Origin of the sequence: Hydrogenophaga crassostreae (genome assembly GCF_001761385.1) — a bacterium.
Classification (GTDB): domain Bacteria; phylum Pseudomonadota; class Gammaproteobacteria; order Burkholderiales; family Burkholderiaceae_C; genus Hydrogenophaga; species Hydrogenophaga crassostreae.
This window is the reverse complement of record NZ_CP017476.1, coordinates 3,910,520-3,928,092: the sequence shown is the minus strand read 5'-3', so window position 1 is coordinate 3,928,092 and position 17,573 is coordinate 3,910,520. Positions and strand designations below refer to the sequence as shown.

At 59.6% G+C, this 17,573-nt stretch carries 17 protein-coding genes; 16 read left to right on the top strand and 1 reads right to left on the bottom strand.

The window, feature by feature from the left end; translation table 11 throughout:
• Positions 1-138 precede the first annotated feature (138 nt).
• The 11 genes from LPB072_RS18110 to LPB072_RS18060 all read left to right on the top strand — a co-directional run bounded on the left by LPB072_RS18110 (position 139) and on the right by LPB072_RS18060 (position 12,824).
• Entirely contained in the window at positions 139-1,590 is a 1,452-nt protein-coding gene (locus LPB072_RS18110) for a sulfatase-like hydrolase/transferase (RefSeq protein WP_066085344.1), read from the top strand.
• 157 nt (positions 1,591-1,747) lie between these two features.
• The gene (locus LPB072_RS18105; protein ID WP_066085346.1) at positions 1,748-2,914 is read left to right on the top strand and encodes an alpha-hydroxy acid oxidase; all 1,167 of its coding nucleotides are present in this window, start codon (positions 1,748-1,750) and stop codon (positions 2,912-2,914) included.
• 94 nt (positions 2,915-3,008) lie between these two features.
• Positions 3,009-4,331, top strand: coding sequence for a sulfatase-like hydrolase/transferase (locus LPB072_RS18100; RefSeq protein ID WP_066085348.1), 1,323 nt, complete (start codon positions 3,009-3,011; stop codon positions 4,329-4,331).
• A gap of 172 nt (positions 4,332-4,503) precedes the next feature.
• On the top strand, positions 4,504-5,490 hold the full coding sequence (locus LPB072_RS18095; RefSeq protein WP_066085350.1) for a 2-dehydropantoate 2-reductase: 987 nt from the start codon (positions 4,504-4,506) through the stop codon (positions 5,488-5,490).
• Positions 5,491-5,815: 325 nt separating this feature from the next.
• Entirely contained in the window at positions 5,816-6,505 is a 690-nt protein-coding gene (locus LPB072_RS18090) for a Crp/Fnr family transcriptional regulator (RefSeq protein WP_157559354.1), read from the top strand.
• A 113-nt stretch (positions 6,506-6,618) separates the two neighbouring features.
• Positions 6,619-8,148, top strand: coding sequence for a sulfatase-like hydrolase/transferase (locus tag LPB072_RS18085; protein WP_066085354.1), 1,530 nt, complete (start codon positions 6,619-6,621; stop codon positions 8,146-8,148).
• Positions 8,149-8,191: 43 nt separating this feature from the next.
• A complete protein-coding gene (locus LPB072_RS18080) occupies positions 8,192-9,145 on the top strand; it encodes a tripartite tricarboxylate transporter substrate binding protein (RefSeq protein WP_157694108.1) in 954 nt (317 codons plus the stop codon).
• A gap of 28 nt (positions 9,146-9,173) precedes the next feature.
• Positions 9,174-9,764 carry a hypothetical protein gene (locus LPB072_RS18075; protein ID WP_066085357.1) on the top strand — a complete coding sequence of 197 codons (591 nt, stop codon included), beginning with the start codon at positions 9,174-9,176 and terminating at the stop codon, positions 9,762-9,764.
• Positions 9,764-11,368, top strand: coding sequence for a tripartite tricarboxylate transporter permease (locus LPB072_RS18070; protein WP_066085358.1), 1,605 nt, complete (start codon positions 9,764-9,766; stop codon positions 11,366-11,368). The genes LPB072_RS18075 and LPB072_RS18070 overlap by 1 nt, the downstream gene beginning before the upstream one ends.
• Positions 11,369-12,150: 782 nt before the next feature.
• Entirely contained in the window at positions 12,151-12,507 is a 357-nt protein-coding gene (locus LPB072_RS18065; RefSeq protein ID WP_066086294.1) for a YidH family protein, read from the top strand.
• A gap of 62 nt (positions 12,508-12,569) precedes the next feature.
• Complete coding sequence (locus LPB072_RS18060; RefSeq protein WP_231943291.1) at positions 12,570-12,824, top strand: hypothetical protein; 255 nt, start codon at positions 12,570-12,572, stop codon at positions 12,822-12,824.
• A gap of 810 nt (positions 12,825-13,634) precedes the next feature.
• On the opposite strand, the gene LPB072_RS18055 is transcribed toward LPB072_RS18060, so the two are convergent.
• Positions 13,635-14,321, bottom strand: a complete 687-nt coding sequence (locus LPB072_RS18055; protein ID WP_082876719.1) for an NAD(P)H-binding protein — start codon at positions 14,319-14,321, stop codon at positions 13,635-13,637.
• A 50-nt stretch (positions 14,322-14,371) separates the two neighbouring features.
• Between LPB072_RS18055 and LPB072_RS18050 the strand changes: the two genes are divergently transcribed.
• The 5 genes from LPB072_RS18050 (at position 14,372) to arsB (ending at position 17,560) form a co-directional block, all read left to right on the top strand.
• A complete protein-coding gene (locus tag LPB072_RS18050) occupies positions 14,372-14,683 on the top strand; it encodes an AraC family ligand binding domain-containing protein (protein WP_157559353.1) in 312 nt (103 codons plus the stop codon).
• A gap of 163 nt (positions 14,684-14,846) precedes the next feature.
• Complete coding sequence (locus LPB072_RS24210) at positions 14,847-15,053, top strand: helix-turn-helix domain-containing protein (RefSeq protein WP_066085365.1); 207 nt, start codon at positions 14,847-14,849, stop codon at positions 15,051-15,053.
• A 452-nt stretch (positions 15,054-15,505) separates the two neighbouring features.
• On the top strand, positions 15,506-15,832 hold the full coding sequence (locus LPB072_RS18040; protein ID WP_066085368.1) for an ArsR/SmtB family transcription factor: 327 nt from the start codon (positions 15,506-15,508) through the stop codon (positions 15,830-15,832).
• Positions 15,833-15,967: 135 nt separating this feature from the next.
• A complete protein-coding gene (locus tag LPB072_RS18035) occupies positions 15,968-16,468 on the top strand; it encodes an arsenate reductase ArsC (protein ID WP_066085370.1) in 501 nt (166 codons plus the stop codon).
• A gap of 69 nt (positions 16,469-16,537) precedes the next feature.
• A complete protein-coding gene (gene arsB / locus LPB072_RS18030; protein ID WP_066085372.1) occupies positions 16,538-17,560 on the top strand; it encodes an ACR3 family arsenite efflux transporter in 1,023 nt (340 codons plus the stop codon).
• The last annotated feature ends 13 nt before the right edge of the window (positions 17,561-17,573 follow it).

The window sequence follows — 17,573 nt, the reverse complement described above, 5'->3', positions numbered from 1 at the left end:
ATACAGCGCGCTGGAAGCGTGCGTCAAAGAATCGCCTGGACACGAGAGTTCGCGGCACGAGGAGCCTGCTGCGATCGACCAGTTAAGCGCCTGCGGTCATAGTCATTGCAGGTCCCATGAGCCACCAGGAGACCGCACATGACTCAACGCAATGTCCTTGTCCTGATGTCCGACGAACACGACCCGCGCCACATGGGCTGCTCGGGCAGTCCCCTGGTGAAGACGCCGCATCTGGATGCACTCGCCGCTCGGGGCACACGCTTCAGCAGCGCCTATACGCCCAGCCCGATCTGCGTGCCCGCGCGTGCCGCTTTTGCCACCGGTCATCGAGTGCACCAGACTCGCCACTGGGACAACGCACTGGCCTACAGCGGGCAGCCCGAGGGTTGGGGGCACGTGCTGCAACGCGAGGGCGTTCGCGTCGAGAGCGTGGGAAAGCTGCATTACCGGTCCGAAGAAGATCCTGCGGGCTTCGATGCCGAACACCTGCCCATGCACGTGGTTGGTGGATATGGCATGGTGTGGGCGTCGATCCGCGATCCCTATCTCACGAACCTCGGTGGCAAGCGCATGCTGGGCGAAACCATTGGACCGGGTGAGTCGTCCTACACCCGGTACGACGACGCGGTGACACGCCAGACAGTGGACTGGCTGCGTGACGCCGGGCAGCGCGATGGTGAACCGTTCGTGCTTTACGTTGGCCTGGTTGCCCCCCACTTTCCACTGATCGCACCCCAGGCATTCTTTGATCTATATCCAATGGATCAACTGCCCGCGCCCAAGCTGCATCCCGGCACCGGGTACCAGCGCCACCCCTGGGTCGAGGCCTACGCCGATTTCGCCCGCAACGAAGAGAGCTTCCGCAGCCCCGAAGAGCGGCTATTCGCCTTTGCAGCCTATTTTGGTTTGTGCAGTTGGACGGACCACAACGTGGGTCGCATTCTGGCGGCGTTGCGCGAAAGTGGTCTGCAAGAGAACACCACGGTGATTTACACCTCGGACCATGGTGACAATGTGGGCGCCCGTGGCCTGTGGGGAAAATCCACGCTGTATCAGGAGTCGGTTTCGGTGCCGATGTTGATTGCCGGGCCCCATGTGCCGCAGGGCCATGTGTGCGACACGCCCGTGGACTTGCTCGACCTCTACCCGACCATCCTGGAAGGCGCCGGGCTTGACGCGACCCCCTACATGGGCGATCGCCCTGGGCGCTCGTTGCTCGATTTCGCCTCCTCGCCAGCCGACCCGGAGCGATTGATTTTCAGTGAATACCATGCCGCCGGCAGCAACACCGCGGGGTTCATGGTGCGCAAGGGGCGTTGGAAGTTTCACTATTACGTGCGCTTCCGGCCAGAGCTGTTTGACCTTGAAACCGATCCTGAAGAGATGAACGACCTTGCGCCAGACCCAGCGTTCGCAGACACGCTGCATCGCATGGAAGCCGCGTTGCGCCAGATCTGTGACCCCGAGGCGATGGACGCCCTGGCCAAGGCAGATCAACAAGCCATGATTGAACGCCTGGGCGGAGTCGAAGTGGCTGCAAACATGGGTTCAGCCGGTGCCACACCGGCGCCCATGGATAGCGGCTCTTGAAAACACAGACACGCTTCTCTTCAAGAAGCCATAACCCGAACACCCGCGCAATGCTGCGCAGATCGCATTGGTGCGAAAACCCTCAAACGCAACGGGTCCGCTGCAGCGGCTGAACGCCAGGCAAGTGCCCGACTGATTGACCAAAGAGAAAGAGGCTATGACAACCATCACCCACATCGGCGACCTGCAGGCGCTTGCCAAGAAGCGCGTGCCGCGCATGTTCTATGACTATGTTGATTCGGGTTCATGGACAGAGACCACCTACCGTGAAAACGAGAGCGACCTTCAGGCGATCCGGTTCCGTCAACGCGTGGCGGTTGACATCGCAAAACGCAGCACGGCGACGACGATGATCGACGTGCCTGTGAGCATGCCGGTGGCGCTGGCACCCACTGGGCTCACCGGCATGCAGCATGCAGACGGCGAAATTCTGGCCGCACGCGCCGCCGAGCGCTTCGGCGTACCGTTCACGTTGTCGACGATGAGCATCTGCTCAATCGAAGACGTCGCTGCGCAAACCGCCGCGCCTTTCTGGTTCCAGCTCTACATGATGAAAGACCGGGACTTCATCCGAAGCCTGATCAATCGGGCCAAAGCGGCCAACTGCGGAGCGCTGATGCTCACGCTGGACCTGCCTGTTGGCGGTCAACGCCACAAAGACATCCGCAATGGCCTGAGCGCGCCGCCAAAGCCGACACTGGCCAACCTGCTCAATTTGGCAACCAAGCCCGGCTGGTGCAAAGGCATGCTGGGCACACGGCGCTACGGATTTGGCAACATTGTGGGTCACGTCAAAGGGGTCGAAGACGTCTCTACGTTGTCGGCCTGGACGATGGCGCAGTTCGATCCGTCACTCAATTGGCGCGATGTCGAGTGGGTCAAGAAGGAGTGGGGAGGCAAGCTCATCCTCAAGGGCATTCTCGACGCTGAAGACGCACAGCGTGGGGTCGACTGCGGCGCCGATTCGGTGGTGGTCTCCAACCACGGAGGGCGACAACTCGACGGCGCTTCTTCAACCATTTCCGCATTGCCAGCCGTTGTCGATGCGATTGGCTCTCGCGCAGAAGTCTGGATGGATGGAGGCGTGCGCTCCGGGCAGGATGTGCTCAAGGCGCTGGCGCTCGGTGCGCGGGGAACCATGATTGGCCGCGCATTCCTGTATGGGCTCGGAGCCATGGGAGAGGCTGGCGTCACCCGGTGCCTGGAGATCATCCACAAGGAGCTGGATGTGTCGATGGCATTGTGTGGCCGAACCGACGTTCAATCCATCGATCGCGAAACATTGCTCTCGCATACCTTGCCTGCATTCTGCAGCCCCCGATGAACCGATCGGGCGTCAATCTGGTTGTGCTCTGCACACGCCTTCCGTCTGGACACGGGTGGTATGCGCGTTCCGACCTTCACTGAGCCTCAACCCTATGGCCACCAACTTCATCTTTATCCTCGCCGATGACCTCGGCTATGCCGATCTAGGCTGCACCGGCGCGCGAGACGCACAGGGAAAAGCGGCCAATACATCCCCGAGGCTGGATCGCATGGCCGCCGAGGGCATGCGATTCACGCAGGGGTATTCGAATTCCTCGGTGTGTTCGCCTACACGTTTCGCCCTCATCACCGGGCGCTGGCAATACCGTCTGCGTGGTGGCGCGGAGGAGCCGCTGTCAGGCCCTGCAGGTGGCGACAAAGTCCATGGTCTGCCGCCGACGCATCCAACCCTGCCTTCGCTCTTGCACGAAGCGGGCTATGCAACAGCGCTGGTTGGCAAGTGGCACCTTGGGCCGGCGCCTGATTTTGGCCCCCTGAAGAGCGGCTACGGTGAATTTTTTGGTTACCACTCCGGAGGAATTGACTACTTTTCGCATCGCAATCCACGTGGCAAACACGACCTCTGGCAGGGGGATGACCCTGTGCATCGCGAAGGCTACCTCACCGATGTGCTCAGCGACGCTGCGGTCGATTTTGTTAACCGCCAGAACGCTGACAAGGGTTTCCTGCTGAGCTTGCACTACAGCGCGCCACATTGGCCGTGGCTGACGCGCGACGATGCAACACTCTCGCCGCAACTGGCGCCCGGACTCAAACACACCGACGGCGGCTCGCTGGTCACCTACCAGCGCATGATCCATCACATGGACGAGGGCATCGGCCGGGTGCTGGATGCGCTGGAAGCGAAGGGCCTCGCCGACGACACCTTGGTGGTCTTCACCAGCGACAACGGTGGTGAGCGTTTTTCCAACAACTGGCCATTCGTGGGTGAGAAGATGGACTTGCTGGAGGGCGGCATTCGGGTGCCCCTGATTGCGCGCTGGCCCCGAGGAATGCGCTCTGGCAGCGTCTGCACCACACCCAATCTGACGATGGACTGGACGGCAACAATGCTCGCCCTCGCTGGCGTCGGCGAGGCTCCAGACTACCCGCTCGATGGCATCAGCCTGCTGCCCGCGTTCAAAGATCCGCTTTGGAATCCATCGCGTGATCTGGCATGGCGCATGACGCACCGGCAGCAGCGCGCGTTGCGCCGAGGCGACTGGAAATACCTGGCCATGGACGGACACGAATACCTGTTCAACCTTGCCGAAGACGAACGGGAGCGCGCCAACCGGGCCGAACGGGAGCCCGGGCGCATGGTTGAGTTGCGAGAAGCCTGGCGTTTGTGGAATGAGCACTTGCCTTCTATTCCCGGGGATGCGCAGGTGCACCTGGCTTTCGACGAGTCCGTTCTGCCGAAATCGACCCATTGATTCATGTCGTCTTGCAGATGAAGAACCTTAAAGGGGCGGCAGATGCCATGGCCAGGATCATCGTGGGCGCCATCTCGCGAGCGGATCGATTGCCGCCCCAGGACGTTGGGGGTCGAAGAACGGGTTCCCAGTTGTTTCAAAGACATATTGCTCAACACTAAGGAGATACAGCATGAAAGTTTGCATTGTCGGCGCCGGCGCGATCGGCGGATGGATAGGTACGCGACTGGCCGCCGCCGGCATTGAAGTGAGTGCCATAGCCCGCGGTGCAACCAGGGCCTCACTGCAAGAACATGGCTGGCGCCTGCAAACCGCAGAAGGACCCATTCAGGCCCCTGTGGCGGGCGTCAGCGAGCACGCGGAAGACCTCGGGATACAGGATCTGGTCGTGATCGCGGTCAAGGGCCCGGCGCTGACCACGGTAGCTGCGGGCTTGAAGCCTTTGCTCGGCGAGCAAACAACCGTGCTGCCTGCGATGAATGGTGTTCCGTGGTGGTTCTGTCGCGGTCTGGCGGAATTTGGCGAGCCCCTGCAGAGCGTCGATGCAGGGGGAGTCATCAACACCGCCATTCCTTTTGAACAGGTGATGGGTTGCGTTGTTCATGCCTCCACGGCGACCACCGAACCTGGACTCGTGAAGCACAAAGGTGGCAATGGACTGATCGTTGGCGAAGCTTCCGGGGGCGATTCCGATCGCTCCACTCGCGTGGTTGAGCTGCTCAAACGCGGTGGTTTCGACGTCACCCATTCCGAGAATATCCGCCAGGACATCTGGTACAAGTTGTGGGGCAACTTGACGATGAATCCCGTGAGCGCGCTCACGGGGGCCACTATCGACCGCATTCTTGCCGACGAACTGGTTCGAAACTTTTGCTCCGAAGCGATGGAAGAAGCCAAGCTGATCGGCGAACGCATAGGTTGCGCCATCGGAGAATCGCCCGAAGCCCGCCACGCGATCACAGCCAAGCTTGGTGCGTTCAAGACTTCAATGCTGCAAGACGTGGAAGCGCACCGCCAACTCGAACTCGATGCGATCGTCGGTGTCGTCTTCGAGATGGGAAACCGCCTGGGTATTCCCCTGCCGAATATCGGTGCCTTGCTCGGGCTATCCCGCCTGATGGCCCGAGAGCGGGGTCTCTACCCTGATGCCCCCATCTGATGCGCAAAGACGGGATGGGTAACGCCGAGTGCAGCGCTAGCCCAGCGCTGACATGGCTAACATTCCCAACCAGAAATTGGCGCAGGCACAAGCGCTATTGGCGAGAGGCGTTTCCGAAGTGGCGCGGGCGGGCTATGTGCCATCCTTGCTTGGGGTACATCTCCGCAAGTGTCTCTGCCCTGCCGGGGCGTTCTAGTGGCGTCCAGCCCATACACTGATCTAGGCGACCGCCCATCGGGTCTGCTGGTCACCGCCACGATAGACTCCGAGCAATCGCGGTCAGGCCATCGCCTGGGCCTTGGGGCGGAACGAAGGATTCTCAAGCGTGGATGACGAACTCTATTCTCTGGCAGACAGTCGACGATCCAATCGGGAGCTTGTCGAAGGCTTGTCTGCGCACCTTGATTTTTCGTCGTGGGCACTGGTATCAGCGCCAGTCGGCCGACAAATCATTTGTTGCGGTGATGTGCTGGACCGATTGCCGCTATTGGTGAAGGGCTCTCTTGATGCGGTCATCCATCAATCATCTGACGACGGAGGCGTGGTGGTGCCTGTGATCTGGGGCCCAGGTGAACTGGTGATGCTGTCGTATTTGTTCCGGCGGGACCCGGCCACGGTCGATGTCGTCGTTGCTGCAGATGCCACGTTCAGGTGGATACCGTTCACCGTCATCGAGGACACGCTCACCCGCCATCACGAACTGCTTGTGCAACTTGTGCGTTTTCTGTCCCAGCGTTTGCGGGAGGTGCAGGCCCGCGAACACACGTGGCTGGAACGCGGTGTGCACGAGCGGGTCTGTGCCTCCCTGGCCAGGATCATGCTCAGTCTGCCGACGACGGAAGACGGACGGCTCATCATCACCGGCACCCATGAGAGCCTGGCGTCGCGTTGCGGTGTGAGCCGTTCGCGCTTGTCCAAAGAGCTGAAGCGACTCGAGGCCGCCAACCGCCTGAAGCTCGGGCGCGGCACGATCGAAATTTTCGATCGAAGCTGGTTTGAACTCGCCGGCTGGTAACCATTTTCTCGGGGTTTTCCCTCGAAAACAGGCTTGTGTGCCTGCGGCAACAGTGAAGGAAGACGAGGTGTCGAAGAATCGGCTCCCATGTCGAACACACTTCATTCCGTGCCATGAATCCACCCAATATTTTGTTGATCATGTCCGATCAGCAGCGTGCTGACTGTTTCGGTTTCGAAGGCCGAAAAGTCAGTACGCCCCATCTCGATCGTCTCGCCAAAGAAGGCACCCGGTTTTCTGCCTGTATCACCTCGAATCCGGTGTGTCAGCCCACACGAGCATCGATTCTGACGGGGCAGTTGTGCATGACGCACGGTGTGCACGACAACGGTATCGACCTCGATCCCGAAGTGGGGGAGAAGGGATTTGCAGGCACCCTGGCCAAAGCCGGCTACGACACAGCATTTTTCGGCAAGGCGCACTTTTCGACGTACCACACCTTCGAGCCCACGGGTTCCCCTGAGTGCGTCAAGTCGTCGGCGGATTTTGGCCCGAACTGGTTTGGCCCTTACATGGGCTTCCAGTACGCGGAGATGATGCTGGTCGGGCACAACTGGTTTCTGCCCGAGAAGCCACCGCTCGGACTGCACTACGAGCATTGGTACTACGCAGATGGTCAGGGAGACGAGAAGAATCGCCTGTATCAACTTGGGCGAAGCGACACCCATGGCGCAGCACAAACCTGGCACTCTCAGTTGCCGGTGGCCTGGCACAACTCCACCTGGACTGCAGACCGCGCCCTTGAATGGCTGAAGAAGCCAGAGCGCAAAGAAAAACCGTTTTGTGCCTGGGTCAGCTTCCCCGATCCACACCATCCCTTCGACTGCCCTGAGCCGTGGTCCCGCTTGCATGCGCCGGAAGATGTCGATCTGCCGAAGCACCGCACGCGCGATCTCGACCAACGCCCTTGGTGGCACCGTGCCGCGATCGAAAATGAACCCCAGGGGCCGGCCGACAACGTAGCCGTTCGCAAAGCCTACAGCCGCATTCCACCCCAAACCGATCAGCAACTGCGCGAGATCATCGCCAACACCTATGGCCAGATCTCGCTGATCGATCATCAGGTGGGCCGCATGTTGATTGCGCTGGAAGAAGCGGGTCTTGCTGAGAACACGATCGTGATATTCACGTCTGACCATGGCGACTGGCTGGGTGACCACGGACTCATGCTCAAGGGGCCAATGCTCTACGAAGGTTTGTTGCGCGTGGGCATGATTGTGCGAGGCCCTGGCGTCAAGGCAGATCAAGTTGTCGCGGAACCCGTTTCGACCATTGACCTGGCGCCGACCTTTTTTGATCTGGCCGGCGTAGAAGCCCAGCTGACTCAGCACGGTGAGTCGTTGCGCCCGCTGCTCGAAGGCCAAGCTGTGCAGCGTGAATGTGCGCGCAGTGAATGGGAATTGCTGCCGGGCCGGGTGGGCGTGGGTTTGAGCTTGCGTTGTGTGCGAACCAGGGATGCCAAGTTGACGCTCGAGCTGAAGACGGGCGTCGGCGAAATGTACGACTTGCAAGCCGATCCCGATGAGATGCGCAATGTTTTCGACGACCCCTCCTATGCCGACTTGCGAGAACACCTGATCGCGTTGGTCCATGCCCGGCCCGACGATGCCGGCCCGGTGGGCAAGGCGATTGGCTCAGCCTGAGCCGCACGAATTTTCCCGCTTCAATTACAACCAGGAGACACATATGAAATTGATCACCACCCTCGGCTTGGCCCTTTCAGCCGCAGCCTTGACCTTACCCTTAGCCGCACATGCCGAATGGCAACCCAAAGGTCCCATCACGATGATGATCGGCTTCGCAGCCGGCGGCGCTGTTGATAGCCAGGCGCGCCTGATGGCCGAGGAGCTGGAGGCCCGTAAGGGTTGGAAAGTCATTCCTGAGGCCGTCGTAGGCAAAGGCGGTGTGGTGCTGGCGGCCCGTCTGGCAAAAGCGCCAGCAGACGGCACGGCCGTGGGCTTGATTGTCAGTGAAGCGGTTGGCTACAACATGCTGGCCGAGAAGGCGCCAGGTTACACGGAAAAGGACTTCACCTTTCTCACGACCACGGTCGGCACGGAGATGGGCATCGTCGCTCGAAGCAGCAAGGGCTGGAAGACGTTGGCCGATGTCACCGCTGCGATGAAAAAGGGTCAGGCTGTTTCCTTCGGTGCGGCGTCGCAGAAATTGGCCGATGGCGCCTACCTGCTGGGAAAAACCCAGGGCGTCAAATTCAACATCGTCTCTCTCAAAGGCGGCAAGGCTGTGCTCGACGCCATCACGGCAGGTGATATCGACATTGGCTGGGTGGCCGGTATACAGGCCAAGGGCATCGCGTCGGGCGATCTGGTGAACCTGGCCTCTGGCGAGGCCACGCGGCTGAAGATGTCTCCCAATGTGCCCACCGTGAAAGAGCTTGGCCTGGACATTGACTTCGGCATCTACTTCATGTTTATCGCGCCCAAGGGTTTGCCAGCGGAAGCCCGTGATGCTTTGTCAAATGCAATGAAGGAAATCATCAACGACCCGACGTCCAAGACCAATGGTTTCATCACCAAAACGTTTGGGCCCGCCGTGACCTTGTCCGGTGCAGAGTTGGAAAGATTCGTGGTTGGTGAACTGGTGTCCAGCAAGAAGATGCTGGAAGACGCATCCAAGTGATTCAGAAGTAGCGACGCAGGTACAAACCATGAATCGCCATCACTGGAACACCTTCCTGGGCTCGGCCTGCGTGGTCTTCGCGCTGGTCACTCTTTTCTTCTGGATCCCGAATGACGTTGAGTCAGGGGTCATCGAACAAGTGCGAAGCCAAACGGCCGTGGGAGATGCGATGGCCCCGACCGTTTGGGCCATCGGCCTGGGCATCATTGGCATCCTCTTGATCGCCGGCAGCCTGTTGAAGCAGCGCCCGGATCTGCTCGAAGCAGACGCCAACACGGGTGGACCAACACTGGCCAACTTGCGGTTTTTGGGTCTCCTGCTCGTGCTGGTGTTTGGCTCGCTGCTGGTGATGAGCTGGGCTGGACCCTTTGTGGTGAAGCTGGCGCAGGCCATGGGTTCAGACATCGGCTCGTATCGCGAACTTCGAGCGACAAGACCCTGGAAGTACACCGGCTACCTGAGTGGCGGCTTCCTGCTGGTTTTTGGTCTGATGAGTTTTGTCGCTGGTCGACCCAGCTGGCGATTGGCATTGATCGCCGCGCTGGCCGTTTTGCTCATGGCCTTGACCTACGACCTCCCATTCAAAAACCTGCTGCTGCCACCCAACGGGGACCAATAATGAATTTCGAACTGATGGACTATGTCCGCCTGGGGCTTTCGGCGGTTTTTACGGCCGATCCCGTTGCTGTCGTTTTTGGGCTGCCGATTTCGATGACATTGGTGATGGTATTTTCCGGCCTGATCGCCGGTATTGTTGTCGGCGCCATCCCCGGGCTTTCGGGCCCCTTCGCCATGGCGGTCTCATTGCCCATCTTGCTGTCGAGTTTTGGCTTTACGCCGTCGGCCTTGCTGCCGGTACTGGGCTTCCTGATCGGTCTGATGAAGGGGGCCACGCTGGGCGGTGCGGTACCAGCGATCCTGTTCAACACCCCCGGAACTCCGGATGCGTTGATGACGACATTCGATGGTTACCCGATGGCCAAGAATGGAAAGGCAGGCAAAGCGCTGCGGGTGGCGCACTTTTCTTGCGTGGCCGGTGACACCTTCTCCGACCTGGTGTTGATCACCTGCGCTCCTTTCCTTGCCGTGATAGTGGAGAAATACCTCGACTATCCTGAAAAGGCCGCGCTGATCATTTTGGCCATGGCTTTCATCGCGGCCGTCGTGGGGACATCCGTGCTCAAGGGCCTGCTTGCAGCGCTGTTCGGCATGTTCTGCGCCACCATAGGAACAGGTGAGGACTCGACGCCTCGCCTGACTTTTGGAATTGATTCACTGGCTGGTGGCTTCCCATTGATCGCCGCCGTGCTGGGTGTTCTCATTCTGGGCGAAATCTTTAAAACCGTGGAGGAACTCGCAGTCAGCCGGCGTGACAAGCGGGAACTGCCGTCTGTAAAAGAACACGGGGACAACAAACTGCATCTCAGCGACATGCGAAAACTGATGCCTTACATCGGCGTATCTGCAGTCATCGGCACCATCGTCGGCGCACTGCCCGGTATTGGTTCAACCTTGGCCGCCACATTGGGCTACACGTCCGGACAGCGTATGCACAAGGGAGAAATTCCATTTGGCTCTGGCGCAATGGAGGGCATTGCTTCGACCGAGGCGGCCAACTCAGCCGTTTCAGGTTCCAACCTGATGCCGGTGCTGGCCCTGGGTATCCCGGGCAATGTGGGAGCGGTCTTCATCCTGCTGGCAATGGAGAGCATTGGCGGTCTGAACCCTGGTCCCAATGTGTTCCGAATGACTCCCGACAGCGTGAACATGGAGCTGGTCATGGTGATCGGCCTGTTTTCTCTAATGATGTTGGCCAATGTGCTGAACTGGACCGTGGGTGGCGCCTTCATGCGGAGCCTGGGCGTGATGCAGCACATACCCGCGCGAGTTCTGATGCCAATCGTCCTATTGGTCACGCTGACTGCGGTGTATGTGCAGGAAGGAAAGATGCTGTCTGTGTATGTCGCTGTTGGTTTCGGCGTGATCGGCTATTTCATGCGGCGGCTTGGTATCTCGGTGTTGCCATTTGTTATCGCCTACATACTCGCTGACGACTTTGAACGCATGATTCGGCAGGCTTTTTCTGTATCCGGGTCTGATCCCTGGTTTCTGGTCAAGAGCCCGTTGGCGCTGGTGTTCCTGATCTTGGCCTTGCTTGTTGCCGTCTTTCTCAGTCGCAACCCTGTGGGTCAGCAGGTGGTGAAGCACGCGGACAAGGACTGAACTTCTGACGCCACCTCGACAACCTGTGCCAAGCGGGACTGGAAAAAACCAGCCAATGGATTCTCCAAATGCAGAGATCAAGATTCGGTGGGAGCCAGATCGTGGCAACCCTCAAAGAGGTCACGCTCCATGCCAATGGCGGCTGATCAACGGATGAACCCGGCCGTTGGGCCCTCAATGTTTGAGTCTCCTCGGATGAGTGCTGAAGGCCAGAGCCTGTTGGGCCTAGGTTCGACTGCTGCCGTCAACTTCAGATGCAAAGCCGAAGCTGGAGTTTCGAAAGCTGGTTCAAGCCTGGATCCTGACGTTCGAAGTTGACGCCTGAAAGTTCGTGATTGCCGCAACCAGTTGTTTGCGCCACCAGATGTCAATCGACTGCTCGGGTATCCACACCAATCACTCGATCGAGGTCAAAAGCCCGAAACTAGAAAAATGGCCCAAAAAAACAGGCGTAGTCCAAGATGAAGTTGCCAACGGACCTGGATGCCAAACAGCGAGATTCAACCGCCGTTTGTCCTTAGCGCGTCTGGGCGGCCCCGTGAAGTTGCCCGCGTTTTACGTCGATGCCGACTGCGTCCAGAACTGTCAGCAGGTGGCAGACTGTCAGGTTCTTTCATCAGCTGTTTCATTCGTATGGCGACCCATCTCCAGGTTTGAAGGTGGGGTTGAACGAGGCGTGGCCAATGGCGATTTGGTTGTGTGGCGCTCGCGCAAGCGAGGGGCGCCGGGATCTCGATGAAAGCGAAGCGCACCCGATAAACCTTTCACCAAAGAAAGCACTGATGGCAAAAAAACCTAGCTGGACCTCGATCGGAACCGATCCCGATTACCGATTCTCCCTGGCCAACGAGCGCACCTTCCTGGCTTGGATTCGCACCGCTTTGTCGTTGGTAGCCGGCAGCATTTTGCTCGAGCAATTCGCCACCAAGTTGCAGCCGCGCATCGCGGTTGTATCGCTCGCTGCGGTATTGGCGCTGCTCGCGGCTTTGCTCAGCGTGGCGGCGTACCGGCGCTGGCGCGACAACGAGATCGCGATGCGCACGGCCCGTCCTTTGTCTACCAGCTTCATTATTCCGCTGCTGTCAACAGGCGCTTTGCTGGTTTCCGCGGCCATTGCCTCATTGTTCATTCTGCGATGAGTGCCGCCATCGCTCCGGGTCTTCAACCGCAGCGAACTGCCCTGTCTTGGCGCCGAACCGGGATGGCATTTCTGGTGTGCGGCGCGCTGATTCTGCGTTCGGGTATTGAGCACAGTCAACTTGCACTCGATGCTTTGGGCGTGCTGTTGTTGTTGACGACCGCGGCTGTTGCGGTGTTTGGGCACCGCCGGGAACGGGCTCTGCTGGAGAGGGGCTGTCCCTGCGCCCCGCCATTTCTGGCCATCGCCTTGATTGCGGGGCAAACGGCGCTGGCGGGTGTGGGCGGCCTGGCTTGCGTGTACTTGTCCATGGGTTGAACCTTGGGGAGGTCTGTCATGTTCAATGAACCACTTCATGGGCTGTCACTGGACTTTCAGGCATACCTTGTCCTTTCGCTGCGGGAGAAACCAGTTTCCTGGCACATGGGGCCCGATGGCAGCCTTTTTGACGGTCGACTGTTCGAGGCTGGGGGGTACATGGGCTCGGCGAGAGCTCGCACCCCTCGGATGACTGATGGTCGATACAGAATGTGAGGTCGCGTTGCGATCACTGCCGACAGCAACCCCGGCATAGCCGCACCAATAGTTTTGAAGATCTTTTCAAGACTGAGCCCAGGCTATCGAACTTGACGGCTGAACTTCCGCGAGCTTCGTGTCCGGTGATCGGTCAGGCAGGGTCTCAAGCGACCGCTTCTCACCGTTTGCCCTCGCAGCTCGGTCGCTTGAGAAAAGCGGGCAGAACGAAGGCGAGGGATTGATTGCTCACGCCACGTGTGAATAGGGGCTCCCGACCCGGAGTGACGGATGCTGGCTTTCCAATCGGTTCGTCAGCCGGGAATTTTACCAACCCTCAGTGACCAGGTACGGTCGGGGCTCACAAATGGTCTCTGCTGGCCGCGGCGTGCTACATCCTGAGCCAAGGGGCCATGCGATTGAATTTCACCCGGGATCCTCTCGCCGGCCGGTCAAAGGCGGCGGGTACCCGGTCGCGGGCCCCATTGCAAGCCCGGGCAGGGGGACGCCTGTGCCTGTATCCGTGAGGGCTTGCGCGGGTGCAACTGCTTAATGCGCCTTTGACCGTGCCTTGACGGTGGTGGCCTCACCGAACGGCTCTCTGAAGAGGATGCGTCAGCGATCGATTGGTAGATTCTTGAGCGTGCCGAAGTCGTTCGCCCAGGACGGGTGTGGCCGCCCAGCGGCCGCATCAAAGTCGCTGTGCTCGTCATAGGCACCGTCGCGAATGCCCTGGTAGATGCCAGCGATCACATTGCCCATGAATTCAACCAGTTCCGCGATGCGCTCGGCCCGGAAAGCCTCGACGGTCATCTCGCGGTACCACGGCGCCATGCCGAAGGTGTCACCCAGATGGCGGGCCAAGATGGCCTGGGTGATCGGCGCGCCATGCAACAGGTAGGTGTGGCCGTTGTGCTTCGACCCGGTCAGCATGTGTGCGCAGGCATAGGCCAGTTCTGATCGGGTCGTGTAAGCGCACAGCCCATCGCCTGCACCGTTGGCGATCTCACCCCTGGCTTTGTAGGTATCGATGTAGATGCCGATGCGGCCGATCACCCAGTCGAGACCACTGGCCTTGACGTCGGCCTCGGTCTGGCGGTTGCTTTGCACGATGGGTGAAAAGGCCGATCCCGCCGCTGCTCCTTGCACGCTGGTGTAAACCAGTTTGCGAACCCCGGCCGATCTGGCTGCTTCAATCATGTTGCGGTGCTGATCGATGTGTTTGTCCGGCGCATCCATGTCCGGCGCATCCATTCCCGAGACCAGCAATACAGTGTCGATACCGGAGAAAGCTTGTAGCAAAGCGCTTCGGTCGCGATGGTCTCCCCGAGATTCAGTTCAACAACCCCCGTTTGACGAACGTTGGCGTGGAGGTCATCACGCTGCGTGGGTTGCGGGCCAAGTTGCTCGACTTAGAGATGGGGGCTCCGCAAAGGGTCGACTTCTTGCTGCTGCTGTTGGTTGAACAAGGCGAGGGCGGTCATGTGGTCGATTTCGTGACCCATTTGCTGCATGCGGCAGATGTGTTGCTTGTGAGGCCTGGGCAGGTACAGCAGTGGCGCCTGGACGCTGGCCTTGAGGGCCTGCTGGTTTTGGTTTCGCCGTCGGCGCTGGGTCCATCGGTGGGGTTGAACTCGGCTGCGTTGCGATCTGGAGCGTTTTGAAGGCAGCGATCGAGAAGCCTTGATGGTTCGCCATGCCCTTGTGACGTTGATGCTGCGGCTTGCCCACGAAGCCTGGACACGACACCAGCCAACACCACCAGCAAAGCCATGGCGATTTACCGCCTGTTTGCCGCGCAACTGAACAGCCCGTACATGCGTCGAGGTGGTGGGCTTTACCGCCAAGCAGGTGATCGATCGGCGGATTGTCCTGGAAGCCAGACGGCTGCTGGCGCACAGCCAAATGCCGGTGGCCCACATAGGACACCAGCTGGGATTCACGGAGCCCACGAATTTCGTGAAGTTCTTTCGCCGGCTGGGGGGTGAAACGCCGCAGCAGTTTCGACTGAAAAACCGGCAGGGGTCACTTTGAAGGGCGCCTCAAGGCGGGGTTCAGATATGCGACCTGCACGCTTGAATGTCCGCGATTTTTGTGGCGGTTCATCGGTCTGGCTGGCTCTCAAGTGACCGCTTGCCCTCACCAGTCGGTCGCTTGACGGGGGTCGACTGCGCCCAGTCCCGGCCAGCACATCGCAGCAGAAGGCCCGCATGCACGACCACACCGGTGTCAGCCAAGATGTGGCCGGGATTGTCACGATGCGTTCACAATTCAACTCTATAATCCAATAAACATTGAATAATTGAATTGATGGTGAACCGGTGGTGTCGACGGCTTGGGTGGCGCGGCCATTCAAGTGCTCGTCGGGGCGCGACGGTGGCGAAAGGCTGGCAAGGCGCTGATGCGGCTGTTGCGCTGGCTTTTCTCCCTGTCTTTGCCCGCACACTTGTTCCAACCCTCGACAACCCAGCCCTGAGGAGCCACCCATGAACGAATCCGACGCGGTGAATGCACTGGGCGCACTGGCCCAGGAAACCCGTCTGCGCGTATTTCGACTTCTGATCGCGGCCAGTCCTGCGGGGCTGACACCAAGTCACCTGTCAGAGGCTGTGGGCTGCGCGTCCACCGCGCTCTCCTTTCACCTCAAGGAGCTCAGCCACGCGGGCCTGATCAGCAGCGAGCGCGACGGGCGTTACCTGATCTACCGGGCATGCATTCCCCAGATGAACAACTTGCTGGGCTTCCTGACCGCGCACTGCTGCCAGGGAGCGACCTGTCTGGAGACCACCGAGCTGTCCTGTGACGCCTCTTGAAAGGCCACAAGTTGAAGCGATTGCCTGTGCCGGTCAGGACCAAGAGCACCGTCTTCTCCAATGAAATCACCGCAAACGTAAACCCCGGTTCCCGAGCCAACCACCCCACCATCAACACACGCCAATGAGGCCTCCATGACATCTATGACTTACAACGTGCTTTTCATCTGCACGGGCAATTCTGCTCGCAGCATCATGGCCGAGGCCATGCTCAACAAGATGGGAGCGGGTCGCTTCCGGGGATACAGCGCGGGCAGCCATCCAGCCGGGCAAGTGAATTCGAACACCATCGAACTGCTGGAGCGACACCATTACCCAACAGATGGCTTGAGGAGCAAGAACTGGAGTGAGTTCGCCGCATCAGACGCCCCCCGCATGAACTTCGTGTTGACCGTCTGCGATAAAGCGGCTGGCGAGGTGTGCCCGATTTGGCCAGGTCAGCCGATGTCAGCGCACTGGGGCGTTGAAGATCCCGCCGCTGTCAAGGGCAGCCAGGACGCCATCAAAAAGGCCTTCCGGGACACCTTCATGGTCTTGAACCGGCGCATCACACTCTTGACAACGCTGCCCATCGACAAGCTTGACAAGCTGAAGCTGCAGGAGGCACTCAAGGGCATAGGACAAATCAGTTCGTGAACCAGAGACTTTGTCTTCGGGCTGGTGCCTGAATGACACCAGAACATTTTTTCGCATGGAGCTTTTTGTATGGGCTTGTTTGAACGGTATCTGACGGTATGGGTGGCTTTGGGCATTGCCGCCGGGGTGGGCCTGGGGCTGGTTTTGCCCGGCGTCTTCCAGGCGGTGGCTTCCCTTGAAATTGCACAGGTCAACCTGGTGGTTGCCGTGTTCATCTGGGTAATGATTTACCCCATGATGATCCAGATCGATTGGCACGCGGTCAAAGACGTGGGCAAGAAACCCCAGGGCCTGGTGCTCACGCTGGTGGTCAACTGGCTGATCAAGCCCTTCACCATGGCGGCGCTGGGTGTTCTCTTTTTCAAATATGTGTTTGCCGGCTGGGTCGACCCGCAGTCGGCCAACGAATACATCGCTGGCATGATCCTCCTGGGCGTGGCGCCTTGCACGGCCATGGTTTTTGTCTGGAGCCAGCTGGTCAAAGGGGACGCCAACTACACCCTGGTCCAGGTTTCGATCAACGACCTCATCATGGTGGTCGCCTTTGCCCCCATCGCGGCCTTCCTGCTGGGCATGACAAACGTCACCGTGCCCTGGGAAACGCTGGTGCTCTCGACCATCCTGTACGTGGTGCTCCCTTTGCTGGCCGGCATGGCTACGCGCCAGATGCTGCAGAAACGATCTGCGCACGCCGTCGGTGACTTCGTCGCACGGCTCAAGCCCTGGTCGGTGGTGGGCCTGATCGCCACGGTCGTGTTGCTGTTCGGCTTTCAGGCCCGCACCATCGTTGATCAGCCCGGCGTGATTGCGCTCATCGCCGTGCCGTTGATCCTGCAGTCGTATGGCATTTTCTTCATCGCCTGGTGGGGCGCCAAGCTGCTCAAGTTGCCACACGAGATTGCCGGCCCGGCCTGTCTGATCGGCACCTCCAACTTCTTCGAACTGGCCGTCGCAGTGGCCATCTCGCTGTTTGGTCTCAACTCAGGTGCCGCCTTGGCCACCGTGGTGGGCGTGCTGGTCGAAGTGCCGGTGATGCTCTCCCTGGTGGCCATCGTCAACGCCTGGCGCCCAACATCCCTGCCTACACCCTGAACCCACCAACTAT

Coding starts and splice junctions, on each gene's coding strand:
- LPB072_RS18080 (WP_157694108.1), top strand. CDS start 8,192: ATGAAATTGATCACCACCCTCGGCTTGGCCCTTTCAGCCGCAGCCTTG.
- LPB072_RS18035 (WP_066085370.1), top strand. CDS start 15,968: ATGACATCTATGACTTACAACGTGCTTTTCATCTGCACGGGCAATTCT.
- LPB072_RS18060 (WP_231943291.1), top strand. CDS start 12,570: ATGGCATTTCTGGTGTGCGGCGCGCTGATTCTGCGTTCGGGTATTGAG.
- arsB (WP_066085372.1), top strand. CDS start 16,538: ATGGGCTTGTTTGAACGGTATCTGACGGTATGGGTGGCTTTGGGCATT.
- LPB072_RS18085 (WP_066085354.1), top strand. CDS start 6,619: ATGAATCCACCCAATATTTTGTTGATCATGTCCGATCAGCAGCGTGCT.
- LPB072_RS18065 (WP_066086294.1), top strand. CDS start 12,151: ATGGCAAAAAAACCTAGCTGGACCTCGATCGGAACCGATCCCGATTAC.
- LPB072_RS18040 (WP_066085368.1), top strand. CDS start 15,506: ATGAACGAATCCGACGCGGTGAATGCACTGGGCGCACTGGCCCAGGAA.
- LPB072_RS18095 (WP_066085350.1), top strand. CDS start 4,504: ATGAAAGTTTGCATTGTCGGCGCCGGCGCGATCGGCGGATGGATAGGT.
- LPB072_RS18110 (WP_066085344.1), top strand. CDS start 139: ATGACTCAACGCAATGTCCTTGTCCTGATGTCCGACGAACACGACCCG.
- LPB072_RS18070 (WP_066085358.1), top strand. CDS start 9,764: ATGAATTTCGAACTGATGGACTATGTCCGCCTGGGGCTTTCGGCGGTT.
- LPB072_RS18105 (WP_066085346.1), top strand. CDS start 1,748: ATGACAACCATCACCCACATCGGCGACCTGCAGGCGCTTGCCAAGAAG.
- LPB072_RS18075 (WP_066085357.1), top strand. CDS start 9,174: ATGAATCGCCATCACTGGAACACCTTCCTGGGCTCGGCCTGCGTGGTC.
- LPB072_RS18100 (WP_066085348.1), top strand. CDS start 3,009: ATGGCCACCAACTTCATCTTTATCCTCGCCGATGACCTCGGCTATGCC.